9 protein-coding genes are annotated in these 13,809 nt (G+C 34.3%); 4 read left to right on the top strand and 5 right to left on the bottom strand.

Annotated features, from left to right (window positions below; all coding sequences use genetic code 11):
- Positions 1-20: 20 nt before the first annotated feature.
- From LPB88_RS01225 to LPB88_RS01215, 3 genes are all read right to left on the bottom strand, one after another.
- Entirely contained in the window at positions 21-5,693 is a 5,673-nt protein-coding gene (locus tag LPB88_RS01225; RefSeq protein WP_230711994.1) for an MG2 domain-containing protein, read from the bottom strand.
- A gap of 210 nt (positions 5,694-5,903) precedes the next feature.
- On the bottom strand, positions 5,904-6,536 hold the full coding sequence (locus LPB88_RS01220) for a hypothetical protein (RefSeq protein WP_230711993.1): 633 nt from the start codon (positions 6,534-6,536) through the stop codon (positions 5,904-5,906).
- Between the two features lie 20 nt (positions 6,537-6,556).
- Positions 6,557-7,000: a nucleoside deaminase gene (locus LPB88_RS01215; protein ID WP_230711992.1), complete on the bottom strand. Its 444-nt coding sequence runs from the start codon at positions 6,998-7,000 to the stop codon at positions 6,557-6,559.
- Positions 7,001-7,061: 61 nt separating this feature from the next.
- Between LPB88_RS01215 and LPB88_RS01210 the strand changes: the two genes are divergently transcribed.
- Genes LPB88_RS01210 through LPB88_RS01195 form a run of 4 tightly spaced genes read left to right on the top strand, consistent with a single transcriptional unit; the run spans position 7,062 to position 11,607 of the window.
- On the top strand, positions 7,062-7,889 hold the full coding sequence (locus LPB88_RS01210) for an energy transducer TonB (protein ID WP_230711991.1): 828 nt from the start codon (positions 7,062-7,064) through the stop codon (positions 7,887-7,889).
- Complete coding sequence (locus tag LPB88_RS01205) at positions 7,889-8,731, top strand: hypothetical protein (RefSeq protein WP_230711990.1); 843 nt, start codon at positions 7,889-7,891, stop codon at positions 8,729-8,731. The genes LPB88_RS01210 and LPB88_RS01205 overlap by 1 nt, the downstream gene beginning before the upstream one ends.
- A gap of 52 nt (positions 8,732-8,783) precedes the next feature.
- A complete protein-coding gene (locus LPB88_RS01200) occupies positions 8,784-10,571 on the top strand; it encodes a 1-deoxy-D-xylulose-5-phosphate synthase (RefSeq protein ID WP_230711989.1) in 1,788 nt (595 codons plus the stop codon).
- Between the two features lie 34 nt (positions 10,572-10,605).
- Positions 10,606-11,607 carry a DUF3078 domain-containing protein gene (locus LPB88_RS01195; RefSeq protein WP_230711988.1) on the top strand — a complete coding sequence of 334 codons (1,002 nt, stop codon included), beginning with the start codon at positions 10,606-10,608 and terminating at the stop codon, positions 11,605-11,607.
- A 170-nt stretch (positions 11,608-11,777) separates the two neighbouring features.
- Here LPB88_RS01195 and LPB88_RS01190 read toward each other — a convergent pair whose 3' ends face one another.
- Both LPB88_RS01190 and LPB88_RS01185 read right to left on the bottom strand, forming a co-directional pair.
- Complete coding sequence (locus LPB88_RS01190; protein WP_230711987.1) at positions 11,778-13,124, bottom strand: deoxyguanosinetriphosphate triphosphohydrolase; 1,347 nt, start codon at positions 13,122-13,124, stop codon at positions 11,778-11,780.
- A 193-nt stretch (positions 13,125-13,317) separates the two neighbouring features.
- Positions 13,318-13,779 (bottom strand): Lrp/AsnC family transcriptional regulator, encoded by a 462-nt coding sequence (locus LPB88_RS01185; RefSeq protein WP_089353020.1) that lies wholly within the window; start codon positions 13,777-13,779, stop codon positions 13,318-13,320.
- Positions 13,780-13,809: the final 30 nt, after the last annotated feature.

The following is a 13,809-nucleotide window of genomic DNA, read 5'->3' as shown; positions in this document are numbered from 1 at the left end:
CAATCCGTGGGCCATATATTTTATTTTACAACCTCAACCCAAAATCCTTTTGTTCTTGCCAGAAATGTATTGTCATACATGGCTTCGCATTGTAATCCAGGTAAGTAATAATTCCCTAAATACGATGCATTTAGCAAAATTCTAAAGACTTTTGTTTCTCCGGCTTTCATTCCAAAATAGAAATTAGTTCTGTCGTCACGAATATCAATATAATCGGCGATGTTGTTTGTTGCGTCGCCATAATCTGTAAAACGCGTATTTACAATCTCGAAACCTGATGGCAGAATTTGCGATAAAGCAACATTCTGAACGCTTTCATTTCTTTGATTTCTGATGGTAACTTCAGCAATAAACTCAGTTCCCTGACTAATTTTAGAAACGTTGATAATACCGCCTTTTCTATTTTTGAAAACAATATTAGCCGAAACATCACTTTGAATGGCATTTTCTTGTCCGATAGGTAATATTCCGGTATTTAAAACACGTACATAAACCGTGTTGTTTTTAAGGTTTTTAAGAACAACACTATTTGCTCCCGTTTGAACAATCAAACTTCTGTCAGCAATTGTTTTTTGTGTGTTTATCGTTTCGCCTTTTCCACTTTTACTAAACTGAAGATTAATTCCTTTTGGACCGTTACTAATAGCAAATTTAGACATTGAATACAAGCAATACGCGGTTGTTTGCGTGCTCATCCATTGGTTATTTGACATTTCTTTGGCTAGTTTTGTAGCCATCGTAAATGCTTTTTGTTTTTGTCCTAAAAGCAACATAGTTTCCAAAGCCATTGCTCTGTTTCTTTCGCTTGAACCGTAATAGTAATAATTGTAATTACTCGATTCATTATCAATACTGGTGCTTAACAAAAGATTTTGTCCCGCTGATTTTTGCCCAGCCAAAACATAAGCGGCAGCCAAACGTAGCTTACTTTCATTCGAAATCCCTTTAGTTTCTCGTAATCTGTTCATCGAAGACAAATCAGCATTTCCGGCTAAAGCCAATGTATATAATCTGTACGATTGTGCTAAATCATTCCCGTATTTAGGTTCAAATCGCCATTGTTTCGCTTCTTTCTGTTGATACGAAATCCATTTTGATTTAAAATTAATTGGTAAAACATATCCTTTTTTCTCGGCTTCAATCAAGAAATGTCCTGCGTATGAAGTTCCCCAATCGTCTGCAATTGTATTTCCTTGCCAGTACGCCACTCCTCCGTTTGACAATTGAAAACTTCCTAATCTCGTAATCCCCGCCGTAATATTCTTTTGAATAATTCCTTTTCTGGTTGCATCTAAATCGACAACATCGTTCAAAAACAACTGAGGAAAAACAGACGAAGTTGTTTGCTCTACACAACCATGCGGATATTGAATAAGATATTGCAATCTTCCGTTTAAATTCATTGTTGGCATTGACGAAACTTCCAATCTGGCTTTATTACTTCCTGATACTCCAAAGGTCTTCCATGAAATAGTTTTAGTACTATTTGGCGCCAAAATAACATCGGTAAAAGTATTCGTAACCGGATTTGGGTTCGTCATATCAATTTCGACATCATAAACCGATTTCTCTTTTCCTGATGTAGCAATTACCTGTACTTTGGCTATTCCGGTTGAAGAACCCACAACCAAATTAAAATACGCCATTTTCTCGTCAGGTTGTGCAAAAGTCAAAGATTGAGTTGCACTTCCCATTACTTGTAATCCGTTGCTGGTTTTTATCTGAATAGAAACATTTTTAATATTCTTTTCAGTCGCAAAAAGCGTAACTGGAATCGTCACTTTTTCTGAAGGAGAAATTTTTCTCGGTAATGAAGCCAAAACCATCAACGGGCTTTTTACCGGCGTGGCTTTCTCAACACTTCCGTAAGCACTTGTATTGGCGTCACCAGCAACAATCATAGTTCGAACTGAACCAATGTATTTTGGTAATTTTAATTGATGTGATTTTGTTTGTCCTTTTTCTAATTTAAATGGGCCATAATACAATACAACTGGTTTAAATCGATTGGCTTTCTTGGCTTTTCCACCACCTAAATCCTGGTCACCACCAATACTAAAAATCTGATTTATTTTTCCGCCATACGCGCCAATTACATCATCGTAAATATCCCAGGTTTTAACGCCCAAAGCTTCACGAACATAAAAACTATCCCACGCATTTGGCGTTTTAAAACGGGTTAAATCCAATAAACCTTCGTCAACAACGGCAATCGTATACGTCATTTCTTTACCTGTTTTTTCACCTACTTTTACTGTAAAAGCTTGTTCCGGTTTTAAGACATCCGGCATTGAAAGTGTTGGCGCAAGAATCGTATTTTTATCTACAACTTCAATCGGAACGATTCCGTACATACGAATTGGCGAATCGTTTTTGGTTGAAGCGTGTGGTTGTAAAAGTGTGATGTTAAAATACACGTTTGGCGCCATTGCTGCCGTAATTGGAACTTCAACTTTAGTTTCTCCTTTTTGCGTTTTTGCCCAAATTGTCTGCACTACTTTTGATCCGTTTTCAATCGAAATCAAAGCTCGTCCGCCTTCACTTGAAGGAAAAGATATTTGCGCTTTTTCGCCAACTGCATAATTCTTTTTATCGGTAGAAAACACTAACATATTTGCTGTAGAAGCATCTCTATTACGTGTTTTCCCAGACCAGATTGGCCAGTCGATATTTACGGTTAAAGCTGTTGCATGACCATTTGGATTATCTGAAACGCGAATTAAATAACGTCCCCATTCTTCGTCGGATAAAGCAAACCGAAAACCTCCTTTTCCGTTGGCATCTGTATTAATTATAAAGGTTTTATAAGATGTAGTTGCGTTTGAAGAATTATAATTCGACAAATTATCTGTGGATGCATCCCACCACCAACGCCATTCTACTTTATAAACTTTTACTTCCAGATTTCGTACAGACTTTGGTCTTCCGTTTTCATCAACGGTTGCAACTTCAAAACGATTATTGGTTCTGGTTTCCAACATCCCGTATTTATTAGGTTCCGGCGATTTTATACCAACATAAGTTTTATAAGGCGAATAAGTTGTCGAAATAACATCTGTACTAAAATCTCCACCTTCTTCATATACTTTTGTAATGAAAGAAGCGCGAAGCATTCCTGGTGCTTGTCCTTGTAATTTAGGTTCAATATTTACCGAAGCTTTTCCGTTTTCGTTTAATTTTCCGGAGAAAACATTTATTTCTTCAGTACTAAATTGACGCACTAAATCATCAAAAGTAAATTTTTCATATCCTTTAAAAGTCGTTGCCTGTTGCGAAAACTTAGCCTGCATTTCTACATTCAGATTTTTAGCAATTGCACCGTGAAGCCACGTAACTTCAAGATTACTGGTATTTGGATAAGAAGAGGATAAAACAGCTCTTTGGAAAGTGTTTTTAATTTTTAAACGATTCGGTTTAATGGTTTCAATTTTAATGCTTTTGTAAAATTTCGCACCACCAACACTTATCATTGCTTCCCAATTTCCTGTAGGCGCATCTGCACTTGTTGGAACTGTAAAACTGTAATGATTTAATTCGTTTGTTTTTTGAATCGTCTGATACGTTGTTTTACCATTTGGATCATTCAGTCTGAATTTAATCGGATGTGATTTTGGTAATTTATTTGAGGCATCGTTTAAGATAAATGACAAATACAAATTATCTCCCGGACGCCAAACGCCACGTTCTCCATAAATAAATCCTTTTAGACCTTTTTGTAACGTCTCACCGGCAACATCAAAATTACTTACAGATAACGAAAGTCCATCATCAAGCTTTACGTAAGTCGATTGATCACCAAGAGTAACAATAGCAAAATAGGCGAATTTATCTAACTGAAAAGAAGCAATTCCTTCACTGCTTGTTGCGCCTGTAGTGATTTTTTGTTGTTGGTAATTGTACAAATCAACGCGTGCATTCGAAATTGGTTCTGTCGTGACAATATTGTTTACGGCAAACAAATACGATTTATTCTCGCCTCTTTTGGCAATAACACCTACATCTGTCGCTAAAATATTAGTTGCTATTCTGGCATTGTAATAATACGAATTGGTACACGGATCCTGACTCTCTCTCCATTCATAATCGTCATAATAGTAATCATCGTAGGAGTTTCCGCTGTAGTTTACGTCATTTTCATCTACTTCTTCGTCTTCATCACCTTCACTCTCATTTTCTTCTGAAGATTCACATTTGTATAATGAATATTTCTTTTTGTAAACAAATTCTACTCTGTAGATTGCGCCTGGTTCGGGCGTAATTATTTTAGATAAATCTAATGCAAATGTGTTCCACTTGCTTGGATTGATTAGTTTGCTTTCACTTAAATTTAAAGTCATTTTTGCGACGGGCTGCGCCACTTTTTTGAGGTTCTGACTTCCGTTTAGTTCATTGTATTGAAGAAATTGCAGGATATTATTTTTATAAATCTTATAAACTTTTACATCAACTGCACTTAAATTTACGGCTTCAAAATTCAGTTTTAGATTATTTGAACTTGGCAGAATAGTTCCGTTTTTAATGAAACGAACACTTGGTTTTATTTGGTCAAAAGTGATTTTCTCCGTGTAATTAGAGTCCATTTTTTTACCATACTGACTTTCGATTCCCTGAAAAACTTCAATCAATAAATCTCCTGCCAGAATTTGTTCCGGTTTAGCTTCTTCATTCTGAACAACCTCTACGGCATCATCAACTACCGCTGCCGCACTATCAACAACAATTGTAGACGAATCTACAAGTGAAACCGCAGATTCTTCAACCGCAACAGGAACTGGTTCTTCTTTTTTTGCCGGCGCTTCGTTACTAAAATAAACTTTCAGCAGATTTCCCTGAGTCGAAAATTTCAAATTATTAGCATTCTGAATCGAAACCAAACCTTTAAAATCCTGTCCTTTTTCTAAAGGTTCAGAGAAATTAATTAAAACCGATTGATTGCTTCCATCGGGAACTTCAACTTTTACGATTTTAAACTCGTTTATATTCGTAATCGGAACATCTAATTGTCCTTTTTGATCAATATCGAAATCGCTTCCGTCGTACAAAATCTCAAGATTTGTTGCTTCTGAATAACGCTGAATACTGTCAATTATAAAACTGAATTCTTTTCCGGAACCTGAGTTTTTTGCGAATTTAATTTTAAGATCTTTCCCTTTTTGTTGCGCCGAAACCAGTTTCTTAGCGGTTTCAATATCAATATTATCTGCTGTTTTTAAAACACAGTTTAAATACTGATATTCTTTACTGTATGACTGAATATCAGCTGTATTAATCGTGAAATCCTGTTTGATTGTTTTAACCGTAAAGTTGAATTCTGAAAGTTCTTTTTCTTTCTCTTTCGGAATTTTGATAAGTTTATCCAACTTCAGGGTTACTTGATATTCTGTTCCTGGTTTTAGCTTTTTCTCCGGAATAAACGCAATTGTATTGGTCGAAAGTGCCACGACTTTTCCGTCGACGCTTGGTGAAATATCGAACAAATCACTGTCTAAAACCTGATTAGCTTTCCATTCTTTTTTATCGAAATTTAAAACTACCCTAATATCAGATTCCGACGAGACTATTCCTCCCGTGAAACTGACTATATACTCTTTAAATAATGAAAAATCAGAATTGAAATCGGCAGCTGATTTTCTACCACAAGATTGAAAAATAAAAAACACACAAAACACGAGAACTAATCCTTTTGCTTTCACTTTTATTTAGAGTTAATGGGTTACAGATTTTGGAAAATAACAGAACGTTTTAACATTTCACCGTTAAAACCATAACTGGTGAAATGTCAATTATATTGTAGTAAATATAAAGTATTTTTCTAAATATTTTAAGAGGAAAATTCGCTAGACTAAATTATTTTAAATCGTTTAAATAATTTAGTTTTACAATTCATTTTAGAGCAACAGATTTTATAATTCTACCCCAAGTTTAGATAGGATTTTATCCATTTCGATAAAATGTTCGTTTGTATTGGCCGCATAAAATAATTGATTAGCACCTATGATTATGATTACATCGTCGCTGTAATTACCATAAAAACTTATTCCGCCAAGCCATTGCTTAAAAGAGAATCCCTTATTTTGAAAGTTATCAGCAATAAAATCTAATTCCTGTTCTTCTAATTCGTAAAATGTATTACAAGGATATTCTAATGCATAACCCGCCTGAAGAAAAGCCATTGCAGTAAAAAAATCGGTCAGTGTTTCGGTCTCCAACTTCCATTCTTTTCCGTCTTCACTCATGTAAACGGGAGGATTCGCTTTTGACAAATCATCTTTATGAATTCCCCAAACGCAAGCTCTCTGGTTTTCAGAATAAAATATCAAATAATCAATTTGTTTATAATATTGAAAACGTTCCGGTACAATTAGTAAATCTTGTGTATGATTTAAGTTTTCAATTTTGCCCAATTCAGTATAATAATCAACAAATACCTGAGGAAGGTTGCCAAAGATATCTTTAACAATTTGAATCTCATCATTCGTAAAACCGTTAGGTTCTGTAATATGATATAGCTTTTTTATTATTGAAAAATCTGTCATTATTTATCTTACCAAAAATTTTACTTTCGCCTTTCTACAAAAAAACGTTTCATTAAATCGGCTGCTTCATTTGCCATAATTCCAGAAACTACAGTTGTTTTTGGATGTAATTTTGTTCCCATCGTCATAAAACCGCGTTGTTCGTCACGCGCTCCAAAAACAATCTTAGAAATCTGACTCCAATACAAAGCACCTGCACACATTTGGCAAGGTTCGAGCGTTACGTATAAAGTACAATCTTTTAAATATTTACCACCTAGAAAGTTTGCTGCAGCGGTTATAGATTGCATTTCGGCATGAGCCGTAACATCATTCAATAATTCGGTTAAATTATGACTTCTTGCAATTACTTTGTCGGCAACAACAATAATAGCTCCAACAGGAATTTCGCCTTTATCAAAAGCCATTTCAGCTTCCTGCAAAGCTTTTTTCATAAAGTATTCGTCGGTGAAGGGATTTATCATAGTTGCAAAAATACTCTTTTCGTATTTATTTTTTATTACATTTAAATATTGAAATTCAAAAATGGAAAGAAAACACAAAATAACAATTCCCGAACCATGTCACGAAAACTGGGATGAAATGACTCCAAAAGACAATGGTCGCTTTTGCCTAAGCTGTTCTAAAACCGTCATAGATTTCACAACTATGCTGCCTGAAGAGGTACAGTATTTTTTCATTCAAAATCAAAACAAAAGTATTTGCGGAAGGTTTAAAGATGAACAATTAGAGACAGTAACAATTCAAATTCCGAGTCAGGTTTTATATACTCAAATCAATTATCATAAAATGTTTTTATTGGCATTATTCATTGCTATGGGAACGACTTTGTTTAGTTGTGCAGATAAAGATGGGAACAAAAACAGAATTGATAAAATCGAAATTGTTGATAATACCGGGCAAGATCAAAATGAAGTTACTCCCGTATGTTATGGACATCAAATCGAGTCTAAAAAAGTAAAAACAAAAAAAGCTCCTCAAAGGTTTACAATGGGAATGCTAATTGCTCCCAATTCTTTTGAAACGGGAACTTTTCAATACAATATTATATACAATTCAAATGATTTAGATGTTTTACCGGTTCCAGAAAATGGAATGAAAAAATTCTATGATTTTTTTAGCAAAAATTATGTTGCTCCAAACAAAACAGAAAAATTTCAGGGAAAACTAAATATTATATTTGTAGTGGAAGAAGATGGCAGTTTGAGTAATTTCAACGTACCTAAAAATACACCAATCGAAATTGGTGAAGAAGCTATTAGAGTTTTAAAAACAGCCCCAAATTGGATTCCCGGAAAACTAAAAAATCGTATTGTTCGCTCCTCTTATATTTTACCTATTACAATTAAATAATGAACAGAAAACACAAAATAACAATTCCCGAACCATGTTATGAAAGCTGGGACAAAATGACTCCAAAAGACAATGGTCGCTTTTGCATGAGCTGTTCCAAAACTGTTATAGATTTCACAACTAAGTTACCAGATGAAATTCAACAATTTTTTGCTCAAAATCAAAATACTGGAATTTGTGGAAGATTTAAAAATGAACAATTAGATTCTGTTATAATTCAAATTCCGAGTCACATTGTATATGCACAAACTAATTATTATAAAATGTTTTTGTTAGCATTATTTCTGGCAATGGGAACAACTTTATTTAGCTGTCAGAATAAAGAAGGAAAGAAACAGAAAATTGATAAAGTAGAAGTTGTTCAGGATGATGCTTCAACAGAACATGTAACTGTTGGGCTCGCTTTACCTCCTAAACATGACCCAAACGACACTTTAAGACATGTACCGCCACCACCGCCGCCAAAAGTTGATCAGGTAAAATTTGTAAAACCAAAGGAGAAAATCAAAAGTGATGATGTATCACAAGGTGAAGTTTACGTTACTGGAGCGGTTATTCATACCAATGCTGAATTTCCTGGAGGAATTGACCCTTTTTATACCTTTTTTGGAAAGGAATTTAAAACACCCGAAAATACAAATACCAAAAATCTAAAAATTAGAATCTCCTTTGCAGTAGAAAAAAACGGCACTTTATCCTATATTGAATCAGTCCCTGCTATCAATAAAAATATAGAGAACGAAATTATTAGAGTTTTAAGCTTATCACCAAAATGGCAACCGGGAGAATCTAATGGAAAAAAAATAAGAATGCAATATTCCTTACCAATTGTATTGGAATGAGATCTCAGATAAAAATTAAATTTAAAACCGTAAATTTGCTTTTTACCTTACAATGAAAAGCAACTTACTTTCAAACATATACAATCCTGCTGATTTACGCTTACTTTCTGAAGAACAACTTCCAGAAGTCGCACAAGAATTACGTCAATTTATTATTGATGTAGTTTCTGTAAAAGAAGGACATTTGGGCGCCAGTTTAGGTGTTGTAGAATTGACAATTGCTTTGCATTATGTCTTCAATACTCCTGAAGATTTATTGGTTTGGGATGTTGGACATCAGGCTTACGGACATAAAATCCTGACTGAAAGAAGAGAAATTTTTCATACGAACAGACAAATCGGAGGCATTTCAGGTTTTCCTAAAAGAAGCGAAAGTGTCTACGATACTTTTGGCGTTGGTCACTCTTCTACTTCTATTTCGGCAGCGTTAGGAATGGCGATTGCTTCTAATTTAAAAGGTGATTTCAACAAACAACATATTGCAGTTATTGGTGACGCTTCTATTGCATCCGGAATGGCTTTCGAAGGCTTAAACCATGCAGGAGTAACAGATGCTAACTTATTGGTTATTTTAAATGACAATGCTATTGGAATTGATCCCAGCGTTGGCGCACTTAAAAAATATCTTACCGCTGTAAAAGAAGGAAAAAATCCGAAGAAGAATAACATGATTAAGTCTTTGAATTTTGATTATTCAGGACCAATTGACGGACATGATCTCCCTACTTTAATCAAAGAATTAAATCGATTAAAAAATATAAAAGGCCCTAAATTTCTTCATATTGTAACTACAAAAGGGAAAGGTTTACAGCAAGCTGAAGAAAATCAGGTAAAATATCATGCACCCGGAAAATTTGATGCTTCGACCGGAGAAATTATTTTAAAATCTGAAGAAAATCTTCCTCCAAAATTTCAGGATGTTTTTGGTTTAACCATTTTAGATTTAGCCAAAAAGAATAAAAAAATCATCGGAATCACGCCTGCAATGCCATCTGGAAGTTCTTTAAAGTTTATGATGGACGAAATTCCGGAACGTGCTTTTGATGTTGGAATTGCCGAGCAACATGCCGTAACGCTTGCAGCCGGAATGGCAACTCAGAGCATGATTGTATATTGCAATATTTATTCGACTTTTTTACAGCGTGCTTACGATCAGGTTATTCATGATGTAGCCTTGCAAAACTTACCTGTTATTTTTTGTTTGGACCGCGCCGGTTTGGTTGGCGAAGATGGCGCAACACATCACGGCGTTTTTGATATTGCTTATTTACGCACAATTCCGAACATGATAATTTACGCACCAATTAACGAAATTGCGCTTCAAAATATTTTATTTACGGCACAATTAGGCTTAAATCATCCTATCGCAATTCGATATCCGCGTGGTAGAGGTGTTTTACCAAACTGGGAAGTAGAAAATTTCGGACAATATAAAAAAATTAATATAGGACAGGCTAGTGTCTTAAAATCCGGAACAAAAAAGGCAATTTTATCGACTGGAACTATCGGAAATAATGTGACATTGGCAATCGATGAATTGAACAATCCGGAAACAATTGCTCACTATGACTTTCCGTTTATTAAACCACTAGATATCAAATTATTACATAACATATTTTCTTCTTTCGAAAGGATAATTACCATTGAAGACGGCGCTATAAACGGTGGTTTTGGAAGTGCAATTTTGGAATTTGCAGCGGTAAATAATTATAAAAATAATATTGAAATTTTGGGTATTCCTGACGTGTTTATTGAGCACGGAACGGTGAGTCAATTACAACAATTGTGTAAAATTGACGTTAAAAGTTTGGTAAATCTTTTTTCAACCGATACAAAATAATTATTTTGCACTACCAAAAAATAAAATCAACCTAATGAAATTATTGCGTTCTACCCTTTTGCTTCTATTGCTTTTGTGTACTTCAAATAACTTTGCTCAAATTATACAAACGACCTTAGATCCCAATCAATTACCGAAACTGCCTTCAAACTGGGCTAAAAAAAATCAATTAGGATTTGACATTTCTGAAATTGCTTTTGTGAATTGGAGCGCCGGGGGAACAAGTTCTATTTCAGGCTTATTTAAAGGCGAGTTTACGAGAACGTATCAAAAAGGAAATCATAAATGGGTAAACGAACTTATCGTAAAATATGGTTTAAATCAGCAAGACGGAATGGAACTTCGTAAAACGGATGATGCGGTAATGCTGAACTCAACTTACGGTTTTAGAAAAGATACTGTTTCAAATTGGTATTACTCAGCCAAATACAATTTTAATACACAGTTTACAAATGGATATAATTATCCAAATAGGGACATTGCTATCTCTAAACCTTTTGCACCGGCATATATCTTTTTAGGAGCGGGAGCTGAGAATTCAAACAAAAAGAAAAACAGAACGTTTTACTTCTCTCCAATAACTTTAAAGACAACTTTGGTTTTAGATCAGGATTTGGCTAATCAAGGTGCTTTTGGTGTTAAAAAAGCAATTTATGCACCTGATCCTCTCGATCCTAATTCTCAAATTTTAATTAAAGACGGACAAAAAGTAAAAGCAGAGTTTGGTATTCTATTAACAGGATACATGAAAAGCGAAATTTATAAAAACGTCTTTTACGAAAACAGGTTAACCTTATACACCGATTATTTGAACAAATTCGGAAATGTCGATGTTGACTACGATACGCGTTTAGATCTTGTTGTTAATGCTTATGTAAAGGCTAACATTGGTGTACATTTAGTTTATGATGATGATATCAAAACTAAAAAAGATGTGGTTGACCCAACTACAGGATCAACTTCTCAAGTAAATGACGGACCAAGAGCTCAGTTAAGACAGGTTCTGGGAGTAGGTTTGGTTTATGCTTTTCAATAATTAAAACGATTGGTCGAATAGTTTTAACACATAGAAACATTAGAATTTTTAGCTTCAAAAAAAGGCATTTCACTTTTTTAAATTCACATAGCTATGTGATAAGAAACTTGTTTCTTTTTTATATTCTTCCAACACATAAAAACTATGTTTCTATATGTTAGAAAATTTATTTAATTCCCTTTTCTTCCGTTTATCGTTTCGAACAATTCTAATGCGTTTCCGTCTGTTAGCAGCGAAACGAAATGGCAAATATGTAATAATCTCTCATACAAATTGGTTTTGTCCAGATGATGCTTTTCCGGTAACATTTTCAAAATCAATTTGTCATAATTTGAAGCAGTTCCTTCATATTTATTATTAAAAGCAGTTATAAATTTGTCCAGTAAAGTCTGGATAATTTGATAACCTACAATTTCCTTTTCAACAACTTCACGGCTTTGATAAATTTTCGCAACGCTTAACTGGATAATATCATCCATTTGCGCCTTGTATTTACTTTTATCCGTTAAGGCAAAAGGAAATTTTCCGGCCAGGATTGCTTCTTCATTTTCAACAAAAACATCAACAGCATCATTAATCAAAGCACCAATTGCCAAAGCACGCAAATAACTAATTCGGTCTTCTTTGGTTTCTAACAATTTATATTTAGAAACCCCAATATTATCTTTTACCAGTTTAATTAGATATTCTAAAGCATAATCTTCAGAAACTAAACCAAGATTTATTCCGTCTTCAAAATCAATAATAGTATAACAAATATCATCTGCTGCTTCGACTAAGTATGCCAACGGATGTCTTTCAAAACCAATATCATCTCCAGATTTATTGGCGATCATTCCCATATCTTTGGCAACTTCTTCAAAAAATGCTTTATCCGTCTGGAAGAAACCATACTTTTTATCAGCAATATTTGACGTTGGCTTTTTAGGCAAACTTTCTTTCGGATATTTCATGAAAGCTCCTAATGTAGCATACGAAATTCTAAGCCCACCCTCGATTCCAGGGCGACTTGCTGTAAGTACCGAAAATCCGTTTGCGTTTCCTTCAAAATCAATTAAATCCTGCCATTGTTTGGCCTTTAAATGATCTTTATATTTTAAGCCTTTTCCTATCGAAAAATATTCTCCAATGGCTTTTTCGCCAGAATGCCCAAAAGGAGGATTTCCTATATCATGTGCCAAAGAAGCTGCAGCTACAATTGCTCCAAAATCATTCATGTGATATCCGTGAATCTCTTTTAGATGTGGATACTTTTCGATAATTTTCTTTCCAACCAAGCGTCCTAAAGAGCGTCCTACAACCGAAACTTCTAAACTGTGCGTTAATCTCGTATGAACGAAATCTGTTTTTGAAAGCGGAATTACCTGGGTTTTATCCTGCAAAGAGCGAAACGCTGCCGAAAAAATAATTCGGTCATAATCAACTTCAAATCCTAAACGCGTATCATCTTGTTCTACACGTAATCTTTTGCTAGTATCGCCTTGGCGTTTGAGTGATAAAAGTTGTTCCCAGTTCATTTGATTTTAGATTTCAGATTGTTGATTTTAGATTTAGGATCTAAAACGTCAAAAATACATTTTATTTTAGGATAATATTGAATAAAAACATGTCGCAGATTAGTTTTTTCGCCACGAATTTCACAAATTAACACAAATCATTGTCCTTAAATTAATTCGTGAAAATTTGTGAAATTTGTGGCAAAATATTATTCTAAAACTCTAATGCCGTACTGTGTTTTATTTCTCCCATTACAAAAATACTATTAGTGTTTCCAATATTTTCGATAGTAGAGAGCTTATTCATTACAAAATCCTGATAACTAGACATGTCCTGAACCAATATTTTTAGCATAAAATCATAATCGCCGGCAATGTTATAACATTCGATAATTTCAGGAAGTGCCACAATATCTTTTACAAAATTGCTTCCCACGTTTTTTGCATGTTCTTTTAAGCGAACATTACAGAAAACGGTCATACCGCGATTCATTTTTTTTCTGTCTAATAAAGCAACATATTTAGTAATATATCCGTCACGTTCTAATCTTTTTATACGTTCATAAACTGGCGTAACGGTCAGGAATAATTTGCTTGCCAGATCTTTTGTATTAATATTTGAATTCTCCTGAAGGTGTTTCAGGATCTGCAAATCGGTGTTATCTAGATTTTCCATAGTATTTTTTACGGCCAAAATGCCTTTTAA

Source organism: Flavobacterium sp. JAS (genome assembly GCF_020991455.1).
Lineage (GTDB): Bacteria > Bacteroidota > Bacteroidia > Flavobacteriales > Flavobacteriaceae > Flavobacterium.
Note: the sequence above shows the minus strand (reverse complement) of the source record. Positions and strands in the feature narration are given on the sequence as shown.

What these genes read in the sequence shown, in the direction of transcription:
- LPB88_RS01220 (WP_230711993.1), bottom strand. Translation starts at nt 6,536, where the DNA reads ATGACAGATTTTTCAATAATAAAAAAGCTATATCATATTACAGAACCT.
- LPB88_RS01215 (WP_230711992.1), bottom strand. Translation starts at nt 7,000, where the DNA reads ATGATAAATCCCTTCACCGACGAATACTTTATGAAAAAAGCTTTGCAG.
- LPB88_RS01210 (WP_230711991.1), top strand. Translation starts at nt 7,062, where the DNA reads ATGGAAAGAAAACACAAAATAACAATTCCCGAACCATGTCACGAAAAC.
- LPB88_RS01205 (WP_230711990.1), top strand. Translation starts at nt 7,889, where the DNA reads ATGAACAGAAAACACAAAATAACAATTCCCGAACCATGTTATGAAAGC.
- LPB88_RS01200 (WP_230711989.1), top strand. Translation starts at nt 8,784, where the DNA reads ATGAAAAGCAACTTACTTTCAAACATATACAATCCTGCTGATTTACGC.
- LPB88_RS01195 (WP_230711988.1), top strand. Translation starts at nt 10,606, where the DNA reads ATGAAATTATTGCGTTCTACCCTTTTGCTTCTATTGCTTTTGTGTACT.
- LPB88_RS01190 (WP_230711987.1), bottom strand. Translation starts at nt 13,124, where the DNA reads ATGAACTGGGAACAACTTTTATCACTCAAACGCCAAGGCGATACTAGC.
- LPB88_RS01185 (WP_089353020.1), bottom strand. Translation starts at nt 13,779, where the DNA reads ATGGAAAATCTAGATAACACCGATTTGCAGATCCTGAAACACCTTCAG.